General features: G+C 44.4%; 19 protein-coding genes. 13 read left to right on the top strand and 6 right to left on the bottom strand.

Going from position 1 to position 26,036, the window contains the following annotated elements; all coding sequences use genetic code 11:
• Positions 1 to 33 precede the first annotated feature (33 nt).
• Positions 34 to 2,016, bottom strand: coding sequence for a type VI secretion system tip protein VgrG (gene vgrG / locus L0992_08880; protein XGB65840.1), 1,983 nt, complete (start codon positions 2,014 to 2,016; stop codon positions 34 to 36).
• Positions 2,017 to 2,389: 373 nt separating this feature from the next.
• Here vgrG and L0992_08875 point away from each other — a divergent pair, with 373 nt between their 5' ends.
• From L0992_08875 to L0992_08825, 11 genes are all read left to right on the top strand, one after another.
• Entirely contained in the window at positions 2,390 to 5,563 is a 3,174-nt protein-coding gene (locus L0992_08875; GenBank protein ID XGB65839.1) for a transporter substrate-binding domain-containing protein, read from the top strand.
• A gap of 411 nt (positions 5,564 to 5,974) precedes the next feature.
• Complete coding sequence (locus L0992_08870; GenBank protein XGB68712.1) at positions 5,975 to 6,694, top strand: GntR family transcriptional regulator; 720 nt, start codon at positions 5,975 to 5,977, stop codon at positions 6,692 to 6,694.
• A gap of 37 nt (positions 6,695 to 6,731) precedes the next feature.
• Complete coding sequence (prpB, locus tag L0992_08865) at positions 6,732 to 7,628, top strand: methylisocitrate lyase (GenBank protein ID XGB65838.1); 897 nt, start codon at positions 6,732 to 6,734, stop codon at positions 7,626 to 7,628.
• A 159-nt stretch (positions 7,629 to 7,787) separates the two neighbouring features.
• Complete coding sequence (gene prpC, locus L0992_08860) at positions 7,788 to 8,990, top strand: 2-methylcitrate synthase (GenBank protein XGB65837.1); 1,203 nt, start codon at positions 7,788 to 7,790, stop codon at positions 8,988 to 8,990.
• 101 nt (positions 8,991 to 9,091) lie between these two features.
• Positions 9,092 to 11,746 carry a Fe/S-dependent 2-methylisocitrate dehydratase AcnD gene (gene acnD, locus L0992_08855; GenBank protein XGB65836.1) on the top strand — a complete coding sequence of 885 codons (2,655 nt, stop codon included), beginning with the start codon at positions 9,092 to 9,094 and terminating at the stop codon, positions 11,744 to 11,746.
• A gap of 9 nt (positions 11,747 to 11,755) precedes the next feature.
• Positions 11,756 to 12,928 (top strand): 2-methylaconitate cis-trans isomerase PrpF, encoded by a 1,173-nt coding sequence (gene prpF, locus L0992_08850; GenBank protein ID XGB65835.1) that lies wholly within the window; start codon positions 11,756 to 11,758, stop codon positions 12,926 to 12,928.
• Positions 12,929 to 13,044: 116 nt separating this feature from the next.
• A complete protein-coding gene (locus L0992_08845) occupies positions 13,045 to 14,949 on the top strand; it encodes a propionyl-CoA synthetase (protein ID XGB65834.1) in 1,905 nt (634 codons plus the stop codon).
• 161 nt (positions 14,950 to 15,110) lie between these two features.
• The gene (locus tag L0992_08840) at positions 15,111 to 15,557 is read left to right on the top strand and encodes a hypothetical protein (GenBank protein XGB65833.1); all 447 of its coding nucleotides are present in this window, start codon (positions 15,111 to 15,113) and stop codon (positions 15,555 to 15,557) included.
• Between the two features lie 230 nt (positions 15,558 to 15,787).
• Positions 15,788 to 16,189: a glycine zipper domain-containing protein gene (locus L0992_08835; protein XGB65832.1), complete on the top strand. Its 402-nt coding sequence runs from the start codon at positions 15,788 to 15,790 to the stop codon at positions 16,187 to 16,189.
• Positions 16,190 to 16,369: 180 nt separating this feature from the next.
• The gene (locus L0992_08830; protein XGB65831.1) at positions 16,370 to 16,849 is read left to right on the top strand and encodes a GNAT family N-acetyltransferase; all 480 of its coding nucleotides are present in this window, start codon (positions 16,370 to 16,372) and stop codon (positions 16,847 to 16,849) included.
• A gap of 349 nt (positions 16,850 to 17,198) precedes the next feature.
• A complete protein-coding gene (locus tag L0992_08825) occupies positions 17,199 to 18,611 on the top strand; it encodes a phosphatase PAP2 family protein (protein ID XGB65830.1) in 1,413 nt (470 codons plus the stop codon).
• A 77-nt stretch (positions 18,612 to 18,688) separates the two neighbouring features.
• Here the strand turns inward: L0992_08825 and L0992_08820 are convergent, their stop codons facing one another.
• Entirely contained in the window at positions 18,689 to 19,498 is an 810-nt protein-coding gene (locus L0992_08820; protein XGB65829.1) for a Cof-type HAD-IIB family hydrolase, read from the bottom strand.
• 203 nt (positions 19,499 to 19,701) lie between these two features.
• Here L0992_08820 and queE point away from each other — a divergent pair, with 203 nt between their 5' ends.
• Both queE and queC read left to right on the top strand, forming a co-directional pair.
• Positions 19,702 to 20,352, top strand: coding sequence for a 7-carboxy-7-deazaguanine synthase QueE (gene queE / locus L0992_08815; GenBank protein XGB65828.1), 651 nt, complete (start codon positions 19,702 to 19,704; stop codon positions 20,350 to 20,352).
• A gap of 53 nt (positions 20,353 to 20,405) precedes the next feature.
• Positions 20,406 to 21,101: a 7-cyano-7-deazaguanine synthase QueC gene (queC, locus tag L0992_08810; GenBank protein ID XGB65827.1), complete on the top strand. Its 696-nt coding sequence runs from the start codon at positions 20,406 to 20,408 to the stop codon at positions 21,099 to 21,101.
• Here the strand turns inward: queC and L0992_08805 are convergent.
• The 4 genes from L0992_08805 to L0992_08790 all read right to left on the bottom strand — a co-directional run bounded on the left by L0992_08805 (position 21,061) and on the right by L0992_08790 (position 25,627).
• The gene (locus tag L0992_08805) at positions 21,061 to 23,094 is read right to left on the bottom strand and encodes a diguanylate cyclase (protein ID XGB65826.1); all 2,034 of its coding nucleotides are present in this window, start codon (positions 23,092 to 23,094) and stop codon (positions 21,061 to 21,063) included. The genes queC and L0992_08805 overlap by 41 nt on opposite strands.
• Positions 23,095 to 23,257: 163 nt before the next feature.
• A complete protein-coding gene (locus L0992_08800) occupies positions 23,258 to 23,608 on the bottom strand; it encodes a DUF2750 domain-containing protein (GenBank protein ID XGB65825.1) in 351 nt (116 codons plus the stop codon).
• 136 nt (positions 23,609 to 23,744) lie between these two features.
• On the bottom strand, positions 23,745 to 24,362 hold the full coding sequence (locus L0992_08795; protein XGB65824.1) for an OmpA family protein: 618 nt from the start codon (positions 24,360 to 24,362) through the stop codon (positions 23,745 to 23,747).
• Positions 24,362 to 25,627, bottom strand: a complete 1,266-nt coding sequence (locus L0992_08790) for a TolC family outer membrane protein (protein XGB68711.1) — start codon at positions 25,625 to 25,627, stop codon at positions 24,362 to 24,364. Before L0992_08790 ends, L0992_08795 begins: the two co-directional genes overlap by 1 nt.
• Positions 25,628 to 26,036: the final 409 nt, after the last annotated feature.

Below are 26,036 nucleotides of genomic sequence, written 5' to 3'. Positions count from 1 at the left end.
ATGAGCTTGATGAGTGAGTTTACTTGAACGTTATTAATTCACCTTCACGATCGCGCCTTTGAGTTCGCCCATCACACCGCCATCGAAAGTACCTTTTAAGCCAGACTTAAACTCGGCACTCAATGACCCTTCGGCTGAGAGGGTAGTATCTGCTTTAATCGCCACACTCAGGCCTTTAATACTGTTAGAGCTGGTAGCTTCGAGAGCTGTGGTCACCCCTGAGATTTTGTTGGCCGATGTTGCTTTACTTGTGACGTTCATCCCTTCGAGATTGAGTGCGCTGCTCGCTTTAATGTCGATGTTACTGGCTTCGATACTGATGGAAGATGAAGACATGGTGATCTTGCTAGAGCCTACCGTTAACTCTATTTTGTCGTCGGCTTCTAACGAGATGGATTTACCTTTCTCACTGATCGCTTTGTCTGAGGTAAGCGTGTAGTTATCTTCTGTAGAAACCGTCACTTGCTTGGTCGTCTTCTGAAGCAGTTCGCCTTTAATCGTTTCAGTCAGGTTGTTTTCTACTTCTTTGGTGAAGTCTTTTGTTGCGTGCATGTACATAAGCTCATTGTCTTTCTTATCATCGAAATAGAGCTCATTCGCCAATCCACTTAACTTAGTGCTGATCCCTGTTTTAGTAGAGTTGGCTTCTTTGTAAGGGGGGGCGTTTTTACTGTTATAGACACTGCCTGTGATAATCGGTTGGTCTGGGTCGCCATCAATAAAGCTAACCAGTACTTCTTGTCCCACTCTCGGAATGAATTGAGCGCCATAGCCACTACCTGCCATCATTTGAGCGACTCGCACATAGCAACTCGTCTTGTCTCCGGATGCTTCGGTATCCCAATGAAATTGAATACGAACTCGGCCTTGGTCATCTTGATTGATTTCACCAGCCGTACTGCCTGCGACAACTGCACTTTGTAGACCGTGTATTCTGGCTTTATCTCGCGGTGTCGGATAATTAGGAATTGAGGTATCGAGTAGGGTGAGGCGAGTATCACAATGGTTCTCAGTGCTGTATCGGATATGAAGCTCAGTGACGAGGTAGTCGCCCAGTTGAGCTTTGTCTAAATGGGAGGCTAATGAAAACCAAGTGCCCAATTCGAATGAGTCGTGCTGCGCTTCTGCGTCTACGGTTTGATAGTTTTGCTCGAGTTGCTCAATACGTCGCTTAACTAGATTGCTGGCGAGATCTTCCATCCCACCTGTGATGCCAAGGTTTGGGTAAAACTGTTTGGTTAACTTGGTGTTGTTAGCAATTGTGTGGCTGGATTTCTTCTCTTTACTGCTCACTAATTTGGTTTGTGAGTAGTCATAACTGGTTAGTTCGATACTGGCACCATGAAACTGACCTTGAGGCATCCATTTATCGATCAATGGATTACTCCCCGAGGGGACTTCAATCATGTCAAATTTGCTGGCATCTGATTTTTGGAAAGGACTCTGTGCATCTTGCAACATCATCAGATGGTCTGAATCGCTGTGTTGGAAAAAGTAATGCACGCCTTCTTCAGCAAGCAAGCGTGTTACAAAATCAAAGTCGCTTTCATTGTATTGAACGCAATATTCGCGTTTTGATGAAGGCATGGTTCCTGCTTTGAAGGAGCCACTGAAACCAGCTTGAGTTAGTACGTCTGAAACAATGTCTTTGGTCGATTGGCTTTGGTAAACACGAAACGAGTGAGTGTGTTTCAATAACCAAAACCAGGGTCTTAGAGTGACGCGGTAACTGGAGTATTGCAGATTACTGTCCATACCCAGTAATTGAACTTGTGTGACTATACCGTTGAATACTCGCGTTGCGGTCAAATTGTCGGTGTCGTTAACAAAGCGGGTAATAGAGAGTTTTTGACCTAGTTGGTCATCGGTAACAAAGTTCTTAGAGATAAGAGTGAGTTCGATTTTAAAAGGCTTCGATAAGTACTCAGAAATGGCAAAATCGCTGACTGCATGCTCGTTGCTTTTAGAATCTTTTGCCACGATCGTGCTGGCAGAAGGGGAGAAATTATCCGTCATAGGCTCGCCTGATAATGCTCGAAGATGTTCAGACATACGATTATGTCGATACTAACGAACTGACTTGATGTTAAAATTTTATATCTAAATTTATAGCATAAAGTAAATAATATAATAAGCCTGATAACAAAGGCGTGAGGTGTTTCCATTTTATGGAAACAAATACCATTAATTTAATTAAGGAAATTGGCGGTCAATTTATATTGTTAAATATCATTAAAATATAAGGTTATTGCGACGTAGAAGGGAGATATAGGGATAACTTAAATAATATATAGAATAATGTGTTGCTAGCGACAGTATGCCGTAGTAATAATAGAAATATTGCTAGCATGTTACATTTCTTCGCTAGTGGTTATTCAAGGACAGAATAATGAAAAACACAAAAATCTCGTTACGGTTTACCGTTGGAGGGATGTTTTTGCTTGCGACGGTACTGACGGCGATCGTTGCGGTTTCACTTCAATACTATTTCAGCAAGAAAATGGCGACTGAGCACACCTTGTCGAAACTGACTATGGCATCTCAAGATCTCAGTGACTATATCGGTAACATCGATTCTGATGCGATAAACACTGCACGATTGCTCTCCTCTGTACATCGTTCTATCAGCCATCAAATCTCTCGTGAAGAGTCGCGTGGGATCCTTTCTGAAGCAATAAAAGACAACCCTCTGTTTTACAGTATCTACATTGGCTCATCTAATGAACGCTTCTTCCAAATTATCAATCTAGAATCTTCTCCTTTTGTTCGTGATAAAATCGGTGCTGATAGTACCGACCGATGGGTTGTAATAGAGATAAGTGACAGAGAAGCTGGCCGTATCCGAACGACCAAATACTATGACCTTGAATTTAATCTTCGAGATTCAAAAACAGAGCCGAGTAATTACTTTCCCACGACAAGACCTTGGTACATAACAGCGAATACTGAGACTGTTGAAAAGACGCAGCCTTACCTTTTCCAACATCTCCAAATCACCGGACAAACCTATTCTTTAGCCTTTGAATCAAAAGCGGTAAGCGACACACAACACGTTATAGGCATTGATATTGTTCTCTCTTCGTTAGCGAGCAAGTTATCTGCCAGTGCATTGGACTTGGATGAAGAAAGCGAGGTCGAGTCTTTCTTGTATTCCAAATCAGGAAACATTATTGCTTCAAACCGCGACGTCGATACGACACATGAACTTCCACAATCCGATCAAATCAATTGGTCGCCTAAGCAGCAAGCCATAATAGAAGCTACGCAGCCTTTGTTGTTCTCGAATCAAACGGATTGGGGTCCAATGGATTTCTCTGTTTCTGGACAACCTAATGGCTACGCGATTGATCTTCTAAAGATGGTCGGGGAGACGAGTGGAATCCAGTTTGAATTCGTAAACGGATTTTCTTGGAAAGAGCTAACAGACAAGTTTCATGAAGGAAGCATCGATGGCCTTCATTCCATCCAGAACTATGAGAGTAATGGTGTAAAAGGTTTATATACCGATGCTATTTATGATTTGCCGTTTTCGGTGGTGACTCGCAGTGATGTTCAAACCGTATCAAGCTATGGCGAGCTGAGTGGTAAAAAGGTCGCGATTCTATCTGGATGGTCTATTACACCTCAGTTAATACAGGATTTTCCAAACATTGATCTTGTTGAAGTTCCTAATATTGAGTCTGCGCTTGATGCCGTAGACAATGGTGAATACTTTGCGGTACTGGATGCCAAGCCTGTCCTCGCTTTTTCTCTGGATAAGTTCTTTCATGCCAACTTGAAGGTGAATGACGCGTTATCTGACCTAAAAGCAAACTACCCAAATCAGTTCCATATTGTGCTGCAGAATAAGCATCAGGAGCTCTTGCCGATCATCAATCAAGGGATTGGTGCACTGACTGTTGAACAGAAAGAAGCGCTAGCGCAAAAGTGGTTTCATCATCAGGCGCTAAACACTGGAACCACCATTCCCTATACCGAACTCTACGAGAAAACTGCGACAGCTACGACTGAAGGCGAAATGCTCGAGATGGTGCTCAATGGAGAGACTAAACACCTTTATCTGAAAAAGATTGAGACGGGTGAGCATTATTCAGAATACTTTGCTGTGGCTATACCTGAGGCGGAAATTTACAGCGCGGTAAACAAGCGTGTGGCGACTTCGATTGGCGTTACTGTGCTGCTCATGAGCCTCACATTGCCTGTGGCTTGGATCTTTGGTGCGCCGATTGTTCGACCGATACGTCAGCTCAAAGCTGAAACAAATAAGATTAAACAACGTGATTACAACAGTGTGAATGTGCTTGATACTCGTATTAAAGAAGTATGGGAGTTGTCTGCCGCCGTTAAAGACATGTCTGCTGAAATCAAGCAACATGAACAAACTCAAGAGGCGTTTGTTGAGTCGTTTATTAAGCTTATTGCTCAAGCGATCGATGACAAGTCTGCCTATACAGCAGGGCACTGTCATCGTGTTCCTGAACTTGGCTTGATGCTGGCGGAGGCGGCGGAAAAATCACAATCTGACCATTTCAAAGACTTTAAATTTGAGAATGACGATGAGCGTCGTGAATTTAGAATTGCAGCGTGGCTTCATGATTGTGGCAAGATCACTACACCGGAACACATCGTTGATAAGGGTTCGAAGCTTGAAGCGAACTACAACCGAATTCACGAAGTAAGAACACGGTTTGAGGTGCTTTGGCGTGATGCAGAGATCGCCGCATTGAGAAAACAACTGGAAGGCACGCTACCAACACAGCAAATCGTCGACGAACTTGCGGCGACCAAGCAACAGCTACAAGATGACTTTGCATTCGTCGCTAAGTCAAACGTTGGTGGTGAGTTTATGAGCGCTGATAAAGTCGCACGTATTCGTTCTATTGCTGAAACCACTTGGACGCGAAATTTTGATGACCAACTTGGCCTATCACCAATTGAAGCACTAAATAGGACTCCTAGCTCAACCTTACCTGCGACAGAACTACTTCTGAGTGATAAGCCAGAGCACATAGTGAAAAGAGACAGGCCGTTAGAGTTTGACCCAAAACACAAGATCAAAATGGACGTTCCTGAGCACTTATATAACTTAGGTGAGGTTTATAACCTGAGTATCGCTCGCGGCACCTTGACCGAAGAAGATCGATTCAAGATAAATGAGCACATGCTTGGCACCATTAAGATGTTGGAGAACCTACCATTCCCTAAAGAGTTAAGTCGCGTACCTCGTTATGCCTCAACCCACCATGAAACGCTTAAAGGTACAGGTTATCCAAGGAAGCTGACTGCTGAGGAGCTTTCGATTCCAGAGCGTATTCTAGTGATATCCGATATTTTTGAGGCATTAACTGCAGCCGATAGACCGTACAAGAAAGCGAAGCCAATTAGTGTGGCTGTCGACATCATGCACAAGATGGCGTTGGACGAACATATCGATATCGAGCTATTTAGGTTGTTCTTGACCAGTGGCACACATGTTCGTTATGCAGAAGAGTATTTGAAACCAGAGCAAATCGACTTTGTGGATATCAATAAATACCTTGAAGTCACTCGTCATATTGCTTGACCAAAGGTTGTTTCGTTAAAGCGAATACAGCCTCGTCCTAAAAGACATTGAATAAAAGGCGCACATGAGTGCGTCTTTTTTGTGTCCGTTTATCGTTGAACTCACTGACAGGTATAGGTGAAGCGGTGTTTGGCGACTTAACTTGACTAGTTGTCGACACATTAATTTGACTGGTTCTAAGGTAAGTAAGGGTTGAGAGGGGCGTAGGTTTGCTAAATTGATTAATTAACAGGGGCTTAATTCAATCTGGTGCTTGATTTTACCATTTGTTAGCTGGATAAGGAAAATACTACCTTAGTCTAAATTGTCGACAATTGGCTTGATTGTCGACAATTTAATCGTGTATTTTATATTCATGTTATGAAATTGTTGACAATTAACGTTCAGCAATCAGAAGTGAGCAGCGTGAATATGAATACTGCGATAAAAGATCTCACCTTAAGTACAAATACGAAAACTCGTGTGAGCGATAAAGAGAACACTAAATCAGAAAACCTGACGGAATACCTCGTTGAGGCGATTGTTAACGGTGAATTACCTCCTGGCAGTAAGATCTCTGAGCCTGAGTTAGCTAAACGCTTTGAGGTAAGCCGAGGTCCTTTGCGTGAAGCGATCATGCGTGTCGAAGGGTTAGGGCTGATTGAGAGAATTCCTCATGTCGGGGCACGAGTGATTACCTTTTCTGCTGACAAGTTACTTGAGCTTTACGCGGTTCGAGAGGCTCTAGAAGGCATGGCTGCAAGGCTAGCAGCAAGACATATCACACAAGAAGAGCTTATCGGCCTTGAAGGATTATTGTCGACACATTCAAAACATATCGATGAAGTAGAGGGTTCTTCCTATTTCCATCAACACGGCGATTTCGATTTCCATTATCGAATCATTAAAGCCAGCCGAAACAGCAAACTTATTTCTCTACTTTGTGATGAGCTTTACCACTTGCTACGCATGTATCGCTACCAATCGCCTAGAGCGCAGTCTCGACCAAAAGAGGCGCTTGATGAACATAAATATATCCTACAAGCAATTCGTAACCGTGATGAAGAGCTAGCAGAAATGCTAATGCGACGACATATCTCTGGCAGTCGTCTGCTTATCGAACAACAAATTCAATCCAAAGGTATGGATTAAAAAACATACAAATCAACATTTAACAGGGAGCGTCATTATGAAGTTATCAGCGGGAGCAAAGTTCCGACAAGCTGTGCAAGACAACGATCCACTGCAGATCGTAGGCACGGTGAATCCGTACTGCGCGATGATGGCAAAGAACTTGGGTCATCAGGCTATCTACTTGTCTGGTGGAGGTATCGCCAATGCGTCTTATGGTTTACCTGATTTAGGCATCACTACATTGAATGATGTGCTAGTGGATGTGGAACGCATTACCAACGCGTGTGATTTACCTCTGCTGGTGGATATCGATACGGGATTTGGCGGTGCTTTCAATATTGCACGAACCATTCGAGCGATGGAAAAAGCGGGTGCTGCTGCAATTCATATGGAAGATCAAGTGGCACAGAAGCGCTGTGGTCATCGTCCTAATAAAGCGATTGTTAGCCAACAGGAAATGGTCGATCGAGTAAAAGCGGCAACCGATGCGAGAAGTGATGAGAGCTTTGTGATTATGGCTCGTACCGATGCTCTGGCCGTAGAAGGCATAGACAGTGCGATTGAACGCGCAATTGCCTGTGTCGAGGCGGGTGCTGACATGATCTTCCCTGAAGCGATGAATCAGCTCGACCAATACGTGAAGTTCTCGGCGGAGCTGAAATCAGCAACCGGTAAGCATGTGCCTATCTTGGCCAACATCACCGAGTTTGGACAAACACCACTCTACAACTGCAAAGAGCTGGCGCAATCTCATGTCGACATGGTGCTTTATCCACTTAGTGCATTCCGTGCAATGAACAAAGCGGCGGAGAACGTTTACAAACACTTGTTAGTTGAAGGCAATCAAGAAGCTTTATTGGATTCCATGCAAACCCGTAAAGAGCTTTATGAACACCTGAATTACCACGACTACGAGAACAAGCTTGATCAATTGTTTTCGAGTGAAGAATAAAACCAGTTTCAAATATTAAAACATCAACTTAATCCAATAACGTGAATGGTTAGTCAGCCACATCGAGTCCGTGCAATCGAGTGAGATAATCGTGGTCATCGAACACAAATATTTAGCACCAAAGAGTGCAGGGCGGCTAACCCAGAGAAGGAGTTCATCATGTCTGTATCTTTGAGTGATAAAGCAACTGTCGATAATGCTTCAACAGTAAACCGACAAGAGAGTACCAAACTGTCTAGCGCACCAGCGATTGGCGGTGCAGGTCTGCGAGGGCAAAGCGCTGGGTCTACTGCGCTGTGTACGGTAGGAAAATCAGGAACAGGTTTAACTTACCGTGGCTATGATATTACCGACCTTGCGAATCACGCCCAGTTTGAAGAAGTGGCGCACCTGCTATTGAGAGGCCATTTACCAAGCGAAAAAGAACTAGACGATTACAAAACATTGTTGGTTGGCTTACGTGGCTTGCCTCAACCGTTGAAAGCGGCGTTAGAGCTTATCCCTGCAGACGCTCACCCTATGGATGTAATGAGAACAGGCTGCTCAATGTTGGGTAACTTAGAGCAAGAATTAGACTTCTCTGAGCAATTATCAGCAACAGAACGTATGCTTGCACTTTTCCCTGCCATTATCTGTTATTGGTATCGCTTCAGTCACGATGGCGTGCGAATTGATACACAAGACCAAAGCGAAGCATGCTTGGGTGGTTACTTCTTGAAGATGCTAACGGACAAAGCGCCGAGTGAACTGCATAAGAAGGTAATGCACTGTTCGCTAACGCTTTACGCAGAGCATGAGTTTAATGCCTCTACCTTTGCAGCTCGTGTTTGTGCGTCAACGTTGTCGGATATTCATTCGTGTGTAACAGCAGCAATTGGCACATTAAGAGGCCCTCTACATGGCGGTGCGAATGAAGCGGCAATGGAAATGATCCAAGATTGGAAAACTGCCGATGAAGCTGAAGCAAACATCATGAAGATGCTTGCGAACAAAGACAAAATCATGGGCTTCGGTCATGCCATTTATCGTGAGAGCGACCCACGCAACGCGCTGATTAAACGTTGGTCAAAAGAGCTAGCACAAGAAGTTGGCGACGAGCAGCTTTACGCGGTATCTGAACGTGTTGAAGCGGTCATGAAGCGTGAGAAAGGCCTGTTTTGTAATGCGGATTTCTTCCATGCTTCTGCCTATCACTTCATGGACATCCCAACCAAACTGTTCACGCCTATCTTTGTGATGAGTCGGCTTACCGGTTGGACGGCGCATGTGTTTGAGCAAAGAGAAAACAACCGCATCATTCGTCCAAGCGCAGACTACACCGGGCCAGAGCATCAAGACTGGCTACCTATACATCTACGTTAACCCTCTATATCGAGTCGACTTATGTCTTGAGGTGATTTCTGTCTCCATAGGACAAGACCTCAAGAAACAACGAATAGAATTTAACAGATAATGGTGGATGTATGTCTGATGTGAAAATTGAGAATAACCCGAACCTTGATAAAAATGCAGGCCTTGAGAATAGCCAATACAGAAAGGCTCTACCGGGATCTTGCTTAGAATATTTCGATGCCCGTGAAGCGGTAGATGCGATATCTCCGGGCAGCTATAAAACCTTGCCGTATACGTCGAGAGTATTGGCGGAGCAATTGGTAAGACGCTGTGATCCAGCTGCTCTAGAAGATAGCTTAAAACAGATCATTGAGCGTAAGAGCGACTTAGATTTTCCTTGGTATCCAGCGCGTGTCGTGTGTCATGACATTCTGGGTCAAACCGCTTTAGTAGATTTAGCGGGCTTACGAGATGCGATTGCTGACCAAGGTGGAGACCCTGCCAAAGTAAACCCAGTAGTCGAAACCCAACTGATTGTAGACCACTCTTTAGCCGTGGAACATGCTGGTTTTGATAGCGAAGCGTTTGATAAAAACCGCGCGATTGAAGAGCGTCGAAACGAAGACCGTTTTCATTTCATTGAATGGTGTAAAACGGCGTTTAAAAACGTCAGTGTGATTCCTGCGGGTAATGGAATTATGCACCAGATTAACCTCGAAAAGATGTCTCCGGTTATTCAATCCAAAGCAGGTATCGCGTTCCCAGATACCTGTGTTGGTACCGATAGCCATACTCCTCATGTTGATGCGTTGGGTGTTATTGCAATTGGTGTGGGTGGATTGGAAGCGGAGACGGTAATGCTCGGTCGCCCGTCGATGATGCGTTTGCCAGATATCGTGGGCGTTAAACTAACCGGTCAGCGACAGGAAGGCATTACAGCAACCGATATTGTGCTCGCAATTACTGAGTTTCTTCGTAATGAAAGGGTGGTTTCAAGCTACTTAGAATTCTTCGGTGAAGGTGCTCGTGCACTGACTATTGGTGACCGTGCGACTATCTCAAACATGACGCCTGAATACGGTGCGACGGCAGGCATGTTCTACATTGATGAGCAGACAATTCAATACCTTAAGTTGACGGGTCGTGATCCTGAGCAAGTTGAATTGGTCGAGCTTTACGCTAAGCAAACAGGACTATGGGCGGATGATCTCGATTCTGCTCATTATGAGCGTGTACTCGAGTTTGATTTATCTAAAGTTGAGCGAAACCTCGCAGGGCCTTCGAATCCTCATCGCCGCTTACCAACCAGTGAACTTGCCCAGCAAGGCATCAGCCAAGCTTCTTGGAAAGAGCAACACGCTGAACAATATAGCGATGACCAAATGCCAGATGGCGCGGTTATCATCGCGGCGATTACCTCATGTACCAATACCAGTAACCCAAGAAACGTAGTGGCGGCAGGGCTAGTAGCTAAAAAAGCCAATCAACTTGGTTTGGTTCGCAAGCCATGGGTGAAAACGTCATTTGCTCCGGGTTCTAAGGTTGCTAAGCTCTATTTAGAGTCAGCAGGTTTGCTCCCTGAGCTGGAACAGCTGGGTTTCGGCATTGTCGGCTATGCATGCACAACTTGTAACGGTATGAGCGGGGCGTTGGATCCTGAAATTCAACAAGAGATCATTGACCGCGACCTCTATTCCACAGCGGTACTATCAGGAAATCGAAACTTTGATGGTCGAATCCATCCCTATGCCAAACAAGCCTTTCTAGCCTCACCACCATTGGTGGTTGCTTATGCCTTAGCAGGTACGATTCGCTTTGATATTGAGAAAGACAGTTTGGGTACAGACAACAACGGTAAGCCAATCTACCTAAGTGATTTGTGGCCAAGTGATGCAGAGATCGATGCGGTTGTTGGCGAGCATGTTAAACCACAACAGTTCCAACAAATTTACGTGAAAATGTTCCAGCCAGATAATGAGCAGTTAAGCAGTGATCCGCTGTACGATTGGCGACCTAAGAGCACTTATATTCGTAGACCGCCTTATTGGGAAGGAGCACTGGCGGGTGAACGAAGCCTTTCTGGTATGAGACCGTTAGCGATCTTAGGTGACAACATCACCACCGATCACCTATCGCCATCAAATGCGATTCTAGCCTCAAGTGCGGCAGGTGAATACCTCGCCAAAATGGAAGTACCAGAAGAGGACTTTAACTCTTACGCGACTCACCGAGGCGACCATCTAACAGCACAAAGAGCGACCTTTGCTAACCCGAAATTGTTCAACGAAATGGTCACAGAGTCAGGAAGCGTGGTGCAAGGTTCATTGGCACGAGTTGAGCCAGAGGGACAAGTAACTCGCATGTGGGAAGCGATAGAAACCTACATGAACCGTAAACAACCTTTGATTGTTGTTGCAGGTGCAGACTATGGACAAGGTTCATCACGCGACTGGGCGGCTAAAGGAGTCCGCTTAGCGGGTGTTGAAGTGATTGTTGCTGAAGGCTTTGAACGCATCCACAGAACTAACTTAGTCGGTATGGGCGTCTTGCCTTTGCAATTCAAAGTAGGAACAGATCGCAACACCCTAGAACTCGACGGTACCGAACTTTACGATGTATATGGCGACATCCAAGCGGGTTCAGATTTGGCGTTGGTGATTACTCGTAAAGATGGTCAAAAACTTGATGTGTCAGTGACCTGCCGACTAGACACGGCAGACGAAGTAAATGTGTATAGCGCTGGTGGCGTATTACAACGCTTTGCTAAAGACTTTCTTGCGCAATAGGAGCCTGTGATGAATATGAAACAGATAAAAGTCTCGGCAACTTATATGCGTGGAGGAACCAGCAAAGGTGTTTTCTTCTGCTTGAATGACTTACCAGAAGCGGCGCAAGTTGCGGGGCAAGCGAGAGACGAGTTTCTTCTGCGTGTGAGTGGCAGCCCTGATCCTTATGGTAAGCAAACCGATGGCATGGGCGGTGCGACGTCCAGTACCAGTAAAACCGTCATTGTGTCGAAGAGTGGTAAAGCTGGTCACGATGTTGATTACCTCTTTGGGCAGGTAGCTATTGATAAGCCATTTGTCGATTGGAGTGGTAACTGCGGGAACTTGTCTGCGGCGGTTGGTCCATTTGCTATTCATAGTGGTTTGGTGAATTCAAGCCGTATTCCGAAAAACGGTGTGGTTGAGGTGCGAGTGTGGCAAGTGAACATAGAGAAAACCATCATTGTTCATGTGCCTATCGTGGATGGTGAAGTCCAAGAATTGGGAGATTTTGAACTCGATGGTGTTACTTTTCCCGCTGCTGAAATCCAAGTTGATTTCCTAGACCCAGCAGACGCGAGTGGGTCGATGTTTCCAACAGGGAATGTTGTCGACTTCTTAGATGTTCCGGAGCTAGGTTGCATTAAAACGACTTACATTAATGCTGGAATACCGACCATTTTTGTTGATGCGGAATCGGTTGGATATCAAGGCACTGAGCTTCAATCAGATATCAATAGCGATCCAAACGCTTTGGCATTGTTTGAATCTATCCGAGCGCATGGCGCGGTTGCGATGGGACTTATTGAGTCGTTAGAACAAGCCGAATCACGCCAGCACACCCCAAAGGTTGCCTTTGTTGCTAAACCTCAAGCGTATCAAGCTTCAAGTGGCAAGTCAGTTGCTACGGATGATACTGATTTGTTGGTCCGTGCTTTGTCTATGGGGCAGTTGCATCACGCCATGATGGGTACTGCTGCGGTTGCGATTGCTTCAGCAGCGAGCGTTCCGGGTACGCTAGTGAATTTAGCGGTGGGAAGTGGACCCCGCGACTTTGTGACTTTTGGTCACCCATCAGGAACGCTAAAGGTCGGAGCTAAAGCGCTAGAGACAGAAAGTGGATGGAAAATCGAGAGGGCGATTATGAGTCGTAGTGCCCGAGTGATCATGGAAGGTGCCGTTCGTGTGCCTTTTCCCAAGTAAAGCGATTGTCGTGAACGGTTAAAGGTTCTGAAAACAACGCTGAGAAAAGAGTGCAACCAAGTGCTACTGCCAGAGACTAGGCGCTTGGGAAATGGATAAATCATGGAGGAGGCACTATGTCTGCTACAAATCGAATGACTAGAAAAACGGATTACATCACCGAGTATCAATGGGCGAGGGAAGACCCAAAATCGTTCTGGGAAACACAATCACAAGCCATTGATTGGTTTGAGTCTCCAAAAAAAATATTACAAACGGACGATAACGGTATTGAACGCTGGTTTCCTGATGGGGTGATGAACACTTGCTGGTTGGCGTTGGATTATCATTGTGAAAATGGCCGTGGTGATAAGGTCGCACTGATTTACGATTCGCCAGTCACGGGTATTAAGTCTTCTTACAGCTACAATGAGCTTCGCGAGCAAGTGGCGAAGACCGCTGGTATGTTGGCAGAACAGGGCGTCACCAAAGGCGATCGTGTAGTCATCTACATGCCAATGATTCCTGAATCAGCTATGGCAATGTTAGCCTGTGCTCGGTTAGGAGCAGTGCACTCTGTGGTGTTCGGTGGGTTTGCTCCTCATGAGCTTGCGGTTCGAATTGAAGATGCTGAACCTAAAGTATTGATTACCGCCTCATGTGGTATCGAAATTAACAAGGTTTTACCGTATAAGCCGATGGTTGATAGAGCAATCATGGATAGTCGTTGGAAGCCTGAAAAAGTCGTAGTGTTCCAAAGAGAGCAATGCCTTGCAGAGTTAAACAACGAGCGTGATTTGCATTGGCAACAAGCCGTTGCAGGCGCGGAGCCTCATGAGTGTGTACCTGTTTTGGCAACCGACCCGTTATATATTCTCTATACCTCGGGTACGACAGGCAAACCAAAAGGCGTGGTTCGTGATAATGGCGGTCACGCGGTCGCGATGAAATACTCGATGAGTACCATCTATGACATGCCGCAAGATGGTGTGTTTTGGGCGGCTTCCGATGTGGGTTGGGTCGTTGGGCATTCCTATATAGTCTACGCACCATTGATTCATGGCTGTACCACGATTCTGTTTGAAGGTAAGCCAGTCAGAACACCTGATCCGGGTGCGTTCTGGCGAGTGTGTGAAGAGTACAACGTCAATGTGTTGTTCTCGGCGCCAACGGCATTCAGAGCGATTAAGAAGGAAGACCCAGAAGGTGAGTTGCTCATCAAGTATGACTTATCATCACTCAAGTCGATCTTCATGGCTGGCGAGCGTTTAGATCCGCCAACATTGGATTGGGTTGAATCTCATACGAGCAAACCGGTTATTGACCATTGGTGGCAAACCGAGACAGGGTGGGCTATCTCCGCTAACCCGACAGGACTTGAGTCTCTACCTGTGAAAGCGGGCTCTTCAACCAAACCTGTGCCGGGTTACCAAGTGGAGATCCTCAATGAGTTGGGTGAGCCTGTTGTCGCTAATCAACAAGGCTTCGTCGCACTCAAACGACCGCTTCCACCTGGTTGTTTACCTACCGTATGGCGCAACCATGATAGGTTTGAATCGGGTTATTTAAGTCAATTCCCAAGTTATTATGTCTCGGGGGATGGTGGTTATCTCGATGAAGAAGGTTATCTATTTATCATGGGACGAATTGATGATGTTATAAATGTCGCAGGGCATCGTTTGTCTACTGGTGAAATGGAGGAGATTGTTGGTGGCCACCCTGCCATCGCTGAATGTGCCGTGGTTGGTATTCACGATGAATTAAAAGGTCAGCTTCCTCTTGGGTTAGTTGTTCTGAAAGATGGCGTGAAAGTGGATGGCGAAGATCTTCAAGCTGAGCTAGTGGGTAAGGTTCGAAATGAGATTGGTGCTGTCGCATGTTTTAAGCAAGCCTTAGTCGTCGAAAGGCTACCAAAAACTCGCTCTGGCAAGATCTTACGAAGAACTATCCGACAAATAGCCGAAGGTGAACAATACGTGGTGCCTTCAACCATTGATGACCCAACAAGCTTAACGGAAATTGCAGAAAAGCTCGGCAAGTAAAGGTGAGGTTGAGTCTGGGTGTGACTTGGCTTTTCAATTAGCCCTTGGTTTGGTGAAGTATAACTAGGCGTGATGTTTCGTCTAAACTCTGCTTTATTCATCTCACTATTCATCGCATTTACTATGACCTCATTATGAAATACAAATAATGAGGTCTTTTTATGCGAGCTTACTTTTTGTTGATTACTTTACTGGTTAGTGGTGCTGCAAACGCCGGTATTTCAAAGGATGAAGCGAGTCGAGCTTTGTTAGAGCCTTTAAGCCACCCCAAGATATTTAAGTGTGTCTCCAAGACGGGTGTCAATTTGTATCAAGCCGTGTTTGATATTGGTGTTGGCTATGAGGCAGACCCAATTAACTCCAAGATGATTGTGAATTCAAGGAAAGGCCGCTTTGAGTATCAAATTTTAGGCGCAGTGAAATCGCAAAGAGCGGGCGAAACCGTTGTGCTGACTCGTCATGTCGGTGACGGTGTTCAAGTTGCGGCCATGATTGATGAGGAAAATGGTAAGATTCTCGGAATAGGTGATAAACATCATTATCGAGATTGTGGTGTAAGGCCGCCTGCTAGCGTAGTGGATATGAAAAGCTTTTGGTCGCAAGGTTAAAAGCTAAATCTGAATGTTATAAAGAAGAACTATCGAGGCGACCTTAATGGTCGCTTTTTTGTTTTGTATGTATCAAATTTTATTCAAGGTATATGTCAGGTTTCAACTATGTGTTGGTTGAATGATACATAGCTGAATATTATGTATCGTCTAAACTTGGCTTTATTTATCTCGATAACGCTTCTATTTAAGATGGCTTCATTCCAAACGAAGAACTAAGCGAGACTCCTATGAAATTCACTAAACCTTTCCTTTTAGCGACACTGATTGTGACTCTTTCTGGTTGTGCATCACCAGCAATGGATAACGAAAATGAAAACGCAGCACGTAACCGTGGCGCAGTTGGTGGTGCTTTACTAGGAGCGACAGCTGGCGCGTTGACTGGAGACGCGAGCCTAGCCGTGAAAGGCGCTGCGTTGGGTGGTGTGACTGGCGGTGTTGCGGGTTCTATGAAAGATACAGACGACGCGAGAAATGCTCAACGAACTCAAGTGACGGCAGACGGCCTAGCACAAGACAATCGTACTGACGCTGAAAAGCGAGTTGCAGAAGTCGAAGCAGAAATTAAGCTCATTGAACTGGAGCAGCAGCTTGCTGACCTCAAAGAAGAGAAAGACGACAACGGTGCATAAAGTCAGCTTTCTGATTCACGCTTAATTAATTAAATCAAAAATGGTCACTTTATGTGGCCATTTTTGTATTTAAAACACTCAGTTCAAACAACGAATTAATTCAATAACTTGTATAGATACTCACTGCAAGTAAACTAGACTCTGTTTAGATATTAATTGGGTTTAAGAAGCGTACTTGTCATGAACGTCACTTTAAGGGCTGCAAAGCATACCGATCTCGAACAACTTAACGAGTTAATGTTCGATCTTCATCACCATCATCACATTGCTTGTCCTGAGCATTTTAAAACAGCAGAAGAGATAGAGCAGGAGAAGAGTATTGCAAGATACTTAGATGATCCTGAATGTTTGGTGTATGTGGCGTTAAGAGGTGAACTGATTGTTGGTTTCATTTCGGGGCATTTTTGCGAGCTTATCTCTACTGTGAGTAAACCGGTTCAGATGGGCAGTGTCGATGAGCTTTTTGTTTTGCCAGAATACCGAAAAGCAGAAGTCGCCCAGATGCTGTTTAATCGTGTCGAGTCTACTTTTGAAGACTACGGCGTGACTCAGGTTTTTGTTGAGGTTTGGGACTTTAATTCACCTGCCAAGGACTTCTATCGAAAAATGGGGTTCACACCTCACATTCAGTGGATGAGGAAGGCTTTGAACAAAACATAGACAGCGATTTTATGTGGATTTAATTACAATAGGGTCTGTTGACCTTCCGCGCTGATTTTTGCAGCACTTTGTGGGGAATTCATACAAGGCAGCGGCTTTGATATATAGCTAGCCTAGATGAAAACCGATAATGCATTAGAAATGAACCACAAATGCTGCCCGAAGGGTTCGGCTAAAACCGTTTTATTCTTTGTTGAAGACTATTTGCTTAGAATGACTAGGCTACATACTCTTCGCCGCGCCTAAAACGATTTTATCTCGAACAAAATTTCACCACAAAAGATCAGCAGACCCTAGGCTCGATGCATTAGCAGTCTTTATTTTTTTCTATTATTTTTAGGTAAATTCGTTGGTTATTCGATATTTATTAGTTCTTATTATTTCTCTTTTGAGTACTACTTCCGCTTGGGCGAGCAACAACTTGCCTGATCATATTGCGGGCGCCTTATGTGTAGTGCGTGCTGATAACCAAATTGTGTTGGTTGATGAACTGATCACAGGTCAATTATCTCTACCGGGTGGCACGGTTGTTTCTGGTGAGCCGCCAGCGATTGCAGCGCAACGTGAAACTTGGGAAGAGGCCGGTTTGTCCGTTACTGTTGGTGATGTGCTGGGTTACACCGATAGCGCCGTTGTGTTTGATTGTGTCTCTGATTCTGAAGTGATCAGCTATCAAGCTCGAAATGAGCTAGGTGGTTTTGAACTTCCTATCTGGTTTGCTCCTCACTATGGAGTCGAGGTCAGCAGAGCGATGTTACTTCCTCCTACTGAGTTGGAAGCAAACCAGTATCGTTACCCAGAACAGTGGTCTGAGATTAACGAACTGTTTCTTTCCGCGACTGATCAACCAGTGACTTATGTTACTGAGCTGGTGGGCGCTGCGCCGAAAGTTCACCAAGTTGAATTGAACTGGATTGTTTCACTTCAAAACACGTTCGATAATTTACCGAGTGTGTTTTCTAACACGGTACTTCTGACTGACTTACTCGCAAAGCCTTGGGTTTTCATCATCATCTTGCCGTTAATTGCTTGGCATTTTGGCCGTAATTTCGCATTGAAGTTTGGTTTCACGTTGATATCTGTGACACTGCTTACGCTAATCGCGCACCAAGGCTTTGGTTTCCCACGTCCGCACGCTTATCTTCCAACGTTGAAATTGGTGATGAGCAGTGGCTATAGCTTTCCAAGCCAACTAGCGGCTCTATGGGTTAGTTTAACTTTGTTGGTGCTTTGGAAGCTTAAACGCCTGTTTGAGCAAAAATCCTTGTTGATTGTGCTCGCAGGTCTGCTTTGGATTATGTTGTTTAAGTCTTACTCAGGCAGTGCTTTCTTTAGCGATGTCTTGATGGGAGGCATATTAGGTGCCTTAACAACGTGGCATATCGTGAGGTTAGATACCAAGCCTGATGTTGATATCAGTGTGTTATTGAGCTCTAAAGGCGTCTGGTGGGGGCTGTGCCTACTATCAATTGTTCTAACCGTTATCTGGCCACTGCCAACCTTCTCATTCTGGGTAGCTATTTTGATGACGATTGCTTGTTTGGTGACGTTAACGGATTCAAAACCTTTGGTTGGTCAGTTCTCATTCAAGGTCGTGGTTGGGGTTATTGCGATGTTACTTGCTGGTAACCTGTTGATCAGTTGGGCTGGGAGCTTTGTCTCTTTTAGTGGCATCGCTTCATTTCTTGTCGAAACGTTACGTTTTCCAATATTGATTCTATTTGGTGTTGTCGCATTTCGTCTACCTTGGGCTAGGAAATAGCTAAACTACTCGTGTTAAATAAAAGAAGGCTGTGCACTGCACAGCCTTCTTTGTTTTAACGATACGATATCGAATGCTTACGAGTTGAAGATAAACTTTTCAATCGCAACAGCTACGCCATGGTCATCATTGCTTGATGTAATATAGTCAGCTAGCTTCTTGGTTTCTTCCATTGCGTTATCCATTGCAATCCCAAGGCCCGCGTATTCAAGCATATGGTGGTCGTTCTCAGCGTCTCCCATACAGATCACTTCTTCTGCTTTAATACCCAAGTGCTTAGCGATTGCTTCAATACCCACACCTTTGTTCGAATTTGGATTTAAGAACTCTAAGAAGAAGGGTGCACTTTGCACGATGGTAAACTGAGTCTTAAGTTCTTGTGGCAACTTGCTGATGATTTCGGTCAACTTGCTTGGCTCAGCAACAATCATGGTCTTGATGATTTCGTGATCGTCTTCTAGTTGAGAAAAGTCGAACTCGGTAATTTGTAAACCATTAATGCGCGCTTCAATGCCGGTGTATTCGTTGTTCTCTGGCGTAATTAAACCATGAACCTTGCTGAATGCATGAACGTAACCACCAAGTTGCTTAGCAAGTGCTGCGATTTCTTTCGCGGCTTTACCATTGCTGATCTCGCTGTGAATGATCTCTTTTGTCGACACATTCTGAACCATAGAGCCATTGTAGAAGAGTACAAAGTCATCTTCGCCGTTGATTGATAGCTCATCTAGCTTACTCTGCATGCCTTCTAAAGGGCGACCAGAAGCCAAAACCACTTTCACACCTGCAGCACGAGCTTTAGCAATCGCATCTTTGTTTTCTTGAGAAATCACTTTTTCACTGTTAAGCAGTGTGCCATCCATATCAAGAGCAATCAGTTTGTACATGTTGTTCCTTACTAAAAAATTAAAAGCTAACGAAATCTAATGGGCGAAAGGATAAGGGAACTTGAAACTTCAGGCTAGGGCTTTGATCAACTGATTTATCAGTACTCATTTGTTTGACCAAAAGAGGTAAGTGCTTTAAGGTCTGCGGTTGATTAATTTCATCAAATGATTGAGCTGAGGGAAAGTTGTACAAGATTAATGAAATGTTTGAAACCATCCAAGGCGAGGGCGTGTTTACTGGCGTTCCTGCTGTTTTTGTTCGTCTGCAAATTTGCCCAGTTGGCTGTTCTTGGTGTGACACCAAACAGACTTGGGAAGCATTGCCAGAAGATGAAACTAGCCTTGGTGATATCATGGTTAAGACAGAGGATTCACCAACTTGGTCAGCCATTGATGCCCAAGGAATCGTCAATGAATACATCAAGCAAGGTTACACGGCTAAGCACATTGTGATTACTGGCGGTGAGCCGTGCATTTATGATCTTGTCCCTCTCACTGAAGCGTTTGAGCAACACGGTTGTCGTTGTCAGATTGAGACCAGCGGTACGTCAGAAGTGAAAGCAACAAGTGACACTTGGGTTACGGTGTCACCGAAAGTGGCAATGAAAGCGAAACTGGAAATTTTAGACAGTGCCTTACAACGCGCTAATGAGATTAAACACCCAGTAGGTACCGGAAAAGACATCGAACAGCTAGATGGTTTATTAGAGCGAGCGGATGTTTCGAGCGACACTGTGATCGCATTGCAACCGATTAGCCAAAAAGATCGTGCGACGCAGCTTTGTATTGATACCTGCATTGAGCGCAATTGGCGCTTATCAATCCAAACTCACAAGTATTTGAGCATCGCGTAGTTGGTTAGATCGCATAGTTGGTTAGATTTCGTCAGTTTTAGGTAGGAATGAAAATGAAAAAAGCAGTTGTAGTATTCAGTGGTGGTCAAGACTCAACAACATGTCTTGTTCAAGCATTAAAAGAGTATGACGAAGTTCATGCAATTACATTTGATTATGGTCAGCGCCACCGACTAGAGATTGAAGTGGCTGAGTCATTGTCAAAAGAACTGGGTGTGAAAGCACACAAAGTGATGGATGTGACTCTGTTGAATGAGCTAGCGATCAGCTCTCTAACACGTGATGATATTCCTGTATCACACGAGCTTCAAGAGAATGGTTTACCGAACTCATTCGTTCCTGGTCGTAATATTCTTTTCTTAACGCTGGCAGGTATTTACGCGTACCAGATCGGCGCTGAAACTGTGATTACCGGTGTGTGTGAAACAGACTTCTCTGGCTATCCTGATTGTCGCAATGACTTCGTGAAGGCGATGAATTCTGCGTTAGTGCAAGGCATGGACAAGCAACTTAATATCAAAACACCACTGATGTGGCTGAACAAGGCTGAGACATGGGCGTTGGCCGACCAATACTCAGCACTTGAGCTTGTTCGCAACAAAACCCTGACTTGCTACAACGGCATTATTGGTGATGGTTGTGGCGATTGTCCTGCGTGTGAATTACGTAAAGTCGGCCTTAATGATTACCTCGGTGACCGCGAAAGCATCATGGCTGAGTTGGTTCGCAAACAGGCTGAGAATAAATAAAATCAGGTAAGTCTATTGGGTCGTTATAGGCATCGATGATACAGTTCCGGCCATTACTCTTCGCTTGATAAAGTGCTTGGTCAAGAACTGAGTACAAGTCATCAAAGTCACTTAATGCGTTTGAGGTTGCTAGGTAAGCAAAGCTCGCGGTCACATTAAGTGGCTTTTTGCTTTCTGATAAGAAGACAGTGCTTGATATGGCGTAGTGCAACTCCTCAACACGCTCCCGTACTTCAGAAGGCTTTGTATCGGTCAGCATGATGACAAACTCTTCGCCGCCTAAACGGCCAAACAATTCACCATTCATTAAGTGCTTTCTTATTTGCTGACTAACATGAACCAGTGCTTTGTCGCCAGTAGGGTGGCCATGTTGGTCATTTATCTTTTTAAACTTATCTAGGTCGAGCAAAACAAGCACGTGTTGCTTTTCCTTTCCTGGACAGCGTTTTACTCGCTTAATTCTCCGTATTATTTCGGTGCGACCGTACGCTTTTGTCATAGCGTCAATGGCTGCCTTCGCTCGAACGGTTCTGTTTACCAATACCGTAAAGCTCGCAGCACATAACAACAGAATCACAATGATGTTGTACATCCACCTTTGATGTTCCATCTTTTCAATTTGAAGGCGGTCGAGTTTCGTCTGATGTGTCAGAAAGGAGCTTTCTAACTCTTGCTCATATTTTGCGTGCGTCAGGTCCAGTGCTTCAAAGGCTAATCGGTTATCAATGTCTCGTGCTTCCATCTGTATGGACGAGTAGCGTTGGTAGAAGTAAAACGCTTGCTGGTAATTGCCCAGTGATTGATGAATATCAGAAAGTTGAAGAAGAGCTCCTGCGATGTGTTTATGTCTAGTAACTTGTTCAGCTAACTCTAACGCTTGTTGCGCATAATTGAGCGCTTCTTCCACTAGTTTTTGCTCTTCGAACATATCGCTGATTGCCAAATAAGCGTTGATTCGAATGACATCGTTGTTGAGCTCGTTGGAAGCAGAAAGAGAGTCGACTAAATAGTTTCTTGCTAGATCATAGTCATTGGTTTGTGTGTAAGCCTTACCCAAACCAAGGTTGGTTAGAGCGATACCGTAGCTATGAGATGATGCACTCAGTAACACTTTAGCTTGCTTAAAATGGGTAATCGCTAAATCATTTTGACCTTGATTTAGATACAGGTCAGCTAAGCTATGATGCACTTGAGCTTTCATTAAATCGGAAGCATCAGCCCTGAGTACCAGCGCTTCTTCTAAGTACTGCGCCGATTTATCGTATTGCTTTAGTTCTTTGAGTAAATTGCCCACATCATTGTATATTCCTGAAATATCGTGCCCTTGTGGGAATACATTAATCAATGAGAGGTAGGTGTTCAGCGCTGCTTGATAGTCACTGCGGAAATGGTGATTGTTGGCGATGACTCGATAAGTCCCAAATTTTGGCAATACTGGGTCGGCAATGTCATGCAGATCGGATTGAAGAGCGGAGCAGTAGTAGTTCGCTTGATGGTATTTCGCTTGCTCGTTTAGGGATCGGCATAGTTGGTATTTCAGTAGCGCTCTTCCCGTTAAATCGCTGCGCGATTGCATCTTCGCTAATAGGGTCAAAAAGCCTTGTTGTGCCTCTTCATATTGACCTTTGCCGTCTTTCATCAGAGCAGAAATAAACGCTTCTTCAATTGCTTGATATTCGCTGTCATTTGAAGCTATGCCATAGAATGGTTGATCGCGGTGGCTCATGTATTGGTACAAAAGAGACGATAGGTAAAGTTTATCTCCGTAAGCCGTTGAGCTCGTATAGCGTGTTTGCAGCATGTTTAACGCGCGCTCAGGGGAGTGGCTTAAAGTCGAAAGGTAAAGCGCATTCCAATCAGCGTTTGGAGTTGCGTTAGTGTCTAAATTGGAAGAATAAATGGATGACTTGTGGTCACGATCTGAAGTCGATACTTGGCTATAAGAATTAAAACTAATGAGAAGAAGAAAGGTAACGAAAGCAGAGTGAATCACAAGAAAGTATCAATCAGATAAAGAACGATATTCTATGACTAATTTGATGTTGCTTCAATTTTTGGGTGGCGTATGTAGGAGGTTGTGCGAGGTGGATCTCTAATTTAACCAGTATTATCAGAGGTATATCGGCCGTACGTGTTCGCACGACCGATATTTGAAATTAGATGTATAATTTCGCTAGATCAGAAGGCTCAAGCTCTTTGCCTTCTAGTGTTGCATTCCAGTTAATACCAACAAGAACGCCATCTTCAGCAAGAGTCAGTAACCAATCTTCTACAAAGATATCTAGTGGAATTTCTAGTACTTCAAAGTCAGCCCACTCTTCAACGTTGTGAGTTTGAGCGTCTTCTTTCGAAGACCAGAAAGGCATCACTTCGCTGTTTTCGAATTCACTTGAGTCACATGCTAGCCAACCTTCTTCATTGCGAAGGCCCCATACCAGTTTAGTTTCTTGTGTTTCAGAAACGAAAAGTTCTAGATTTGCTTGAGTATCAGCTGTTAGTTTGCTCATGGATTAATTCTCTATGTTGATAACGAGGCAAGATTAACATTATAGACGGCTTAGGTATATGCTATTCAAGGAATTATCACCATACTGAAACGTTAACTTAAGATAACGTTTCGGTATGGTAAAAGTAGTATTGAAGCTACTTTTTAATTTTAGTGAAGATATGCCATTCTTCTTTGATGTTACCTTTGAATCCAGCCACAGAAGCGACCACTTTTCGGTGAAGCGCATGGTTGATTTCGGTGTCATCACTACTAAATTCAACATCACCATGACCAACGATGTTGACTCTCGAAGGCTGAATACCATTACTGATCAGAGCGCGCCTTACATTCGATGCTCGTTGTTTAGAGAGCTTCAAGTTGTGTGCGGCATTACCCACCTTGCTGGCATAACCTTGTAACTCGATGGTCGTGCTTTCGTAACGCTTCAAAAATGCAGCCATCTGGCGTATCTGAGTAAGGAAAGCTGGGTTAATTTCCGTAGAGTTATTGGCGAAGAGTATGTGGAGCTCTTTCTTCTCAGATGACTCGACATATGAACCACAACCGTCGTTATCTATCTCGGCACCAATTTGCGTATCTGGGCATAAATCACGTGCATTGATTACGCCATCGTTGTCATCATCTTGCAGGTCGTAAATTTGAGTGACAGGCGGGAGAGCGCGATATTCAAATTCGTCTTCATTGTTTTCAGCCAAAGCATGGGTAGATACAACCATGAAGCAAAGCGATAATACTGTGTTTGTAAGCTTCATTAATATTCCACCTTCTCATTCCATTCTTCAGGGATTTCAACTCGCAAACCGATCAACAGGTTGCCCGTTGCGTTCATTACGCGATATTTTGCGTATTGTTCGTCATACTTAGCATCCAAATAGCCTTTGCGAGCTTCAAACAACTCATTTTCAGTGTTAAGCAAATCGAGAAGGGTTCGCTTACCGATTCGGTATTGTTTCTCGTACGAGATAACCGTATCTGATGCTGAGTCTACGTGGTCAGATAGGAACTCTTTCTGTTGAACGGTCAAATCCAATGCGCTCCATGAAAGACGCAAGCTCTCTTCTACATTGCGGTAAGTGCTCTCGCGAAGGTCTTTGGCCTTGTTGAGTTGGTAAGCGGCACTTTCCGCACGGTCTTGATCAGAACCGCCGTTGTAAAGGTTGTACCTTAAACGAACCATGGCAGAAAACTCGTCGCTACTTCCTTCTGTGCCGCCAGCATCATCGCGCCAGGTTTGAGCCGCTTCAAAAGAAACTGTCGGGTAGTTGGTGCTCTTCGATTGTTTGTATTGAAATTTTGCTGAATCAACGTCGGCTTGAGCTATCTTGATTACTGGATGTTGATTGAAAGCTTTTGCTAGGGCCCCATCGACCGTGTATGGAATAGCTCCTGCATCAGCGCGAGGGAAGGTTAGCCCTAGCGGAGATTGACCAACAAGTCTCTTGAATTGAGTGTGGGTATCAAACAGGTTATTTTGAGCCGCGAGTAGGTTGCCGTGTGCTTTTGCAATACGAGCCTCTACTTGAGACATATCTGCTGTTGAACCAATACCTGATTCAACGCGTTTACGAATATCGCTGTATATCTCTTTGTGTGTCGCTAGATTGTTCTCAGAAAGCGAAAGCACTTCGTATGCTTTTACTGCATCGAGGTAAACTTTAGTCACTTCTAATGCGATATCTTGCGCATTAGACAACAATTGGTAACGCACAGATTCTGCATCAGCCGCGGTACGATCTATATCATTTGACGTATTCGCGCCATCCCAAATCAGTTGGGTGAGCGTAATCGTTGCTTCTTTTCGAGTAAGGTCTGTTGTGTCTGCATTAGTTGCTAGGTCGGTATGTTCATAACCGATCCCACCATCTAAATCGATACTTGGACGGTAAGCACCGCCAGAGGCATCGTTCAGGTAGCGTTTACTAATGTATTCGTTGTAAGCACTTTTAATTTCAGGGTTACTTTCTAAAGTAAACGCTACGGCCTGCTCTAAGGTTTGTGCTGTAGCTGGAAAGGTCAGTGCTATAGCTAGCCCTATGGTCGTCGTTTGAATCCTGTTCAATTTGCATCTCTCCAAAATTAATCACATCTGAGTCTTAATTTTGCACGATAATATACAAAATTCAGATGAACCGCCAAAAAATTTACGTTCGCTACAATTGGCGCTCGTAAATAGTTGTAAAGTTGTTAACTGATCGCTGTGCGTATTGTGATGTTTTGATGCACTTTGAACTCTATTAATATGTCAATTATTTTTCGTTAGCACAATAACTTATGTGGAACTTGAGAGCACTTTCCATATTAATGTGTGTGACCGTTGTCATCATGGTGTATATGACCTTGTTAAAATATGCATTCATAACTATGAATTATATCCTGTTAGGTGTTATATTTTGTCTAATATTATAAATACAGTGTCACTATTTTGA

This window comes from Vibrio pomeroyi (assembly GCA_041879425.1).
Lineage (GTDB): Bacteria > Pseudomonadota > Gammaproteobacteria > Enterobacterales > Vibrionaceae > Vibrio > Vibrio pomeroyi_A.
This window is presented reverse-complemented; position numbering and strand designations above follow the sequence as displayed.

What these genes read in the sequence shown, in the direction of transcription:
- vgrG (XGB65840.1), bottom strand. Translation starts at nt 2,016, where the DNA reads ATGACGGATAATTTCTCCCCTTCTGCCAGCACGATCGTGGCAAAAGAT.
- L0992_08875 (XGB65839.1), top strand. Translation starts at nt 2,390, where the DNA reads ATGAAAAACACAAAAATCTCGTTACGGTTTACCGTTGGAGGGATGTTT.
- L0992_08870 (XGB68712.1), top strand. Translation starts at nt 5,975, where the DNA reads ATGAATACTGCGATAAAAGATCTCACCTTAAGTACAAATACGAAAACT.
- prpB (XGB65838.1), top strand. Translation starts at nt 6,732, where the DNA reads ATGAAGTTATCAGCGGGAGCAAAGTTCCGACAAGCTGTGCAAGACAAC.
- prpC (XGB65837.1), top strand. Translation starts at nt 7,788, where the DNA reads ATGTCTGTATCTTTGAGTGATAAAGCAACTGTCGATAATGCTTCAACA.
- acnD (XGB65836.1), top strand. Translation starts at nt 9,092, where the DNA reads ATGTCTGATGTGAAAATTGAGAATAACCCGAACCTTGATAAAAATGCA.
- prpF (XGB65835.1), top strand. Translation starts at nt 11,756, where the DNA reads ATGAATATGAAACAGATAAAAGTCTCGGCAACTTATATGCGTGGAGGA.
- L0992_08845 (XGB65834.1), top strand. Translation starts at nt 13,045, where the DNA reads ATGTCTGCTACAAATCGAATGACTAGAAAAACGGATTACATCACCGAG.
- L0992_08840 (XGB65833.1), top strand. Translation starts at nt 15,111, where the DNA reads ATGCGAGCTTACTTTTTGTTGATTACTTTACTGGTTAGTGGTGCTGCA.
- L0992_08835 (XGB65832.1), top strand. Translation starts at nt 15,788, where the DNA reads ATGAAATTCACTAAACCTTTCCTTTTAGCGACACTGATTGTGACTCTT.
- L0992_08830 (XGB65831.1), top strand. Translation starts at nt 16,370, where the DNA reads ATGAACGTCACTTTAAGGGCTGCAAAGCATACCGATCTCGAACAACTT.
- L0992_08820 (XGB65829.1), bottom strand. Translation starts at nt 19,498, where the DNA reads ATGTACAAACTGATTGCTCTTGATATGGATGGCACACTGCTTAACAGT.
- queE (XGB65828.1), top strand. Translation starts at nt 19,702, where the DNA reads ATGTTTGAAACCATCCAAGGCGAGGGCGTGTTTACTGGCGTTCCTGCT.
- queC (XGB65827.1), top strand. Translation starts at nt 20,406, where the DNA reads ATGAAAAAAGCAGTTGTAGTATTCAGTGGTGGTCAAGACTCAACAACA.
- L0992_08800 (XGB65825.1), bottom strand. Translation starts at nt 23,608, where the DNA reads ATGAGCAAACTAACAGCTGATACTCAAGCAAATCTAGAACTTTTCGTT.
- L0992_08795 (XGB65824.1), bottom strand. Translation starts at nt 24,362, where the DNA reads ATGAAGCTTACAAACACAGTATTATCGCTTTGCTTCATGGTTGTATCT.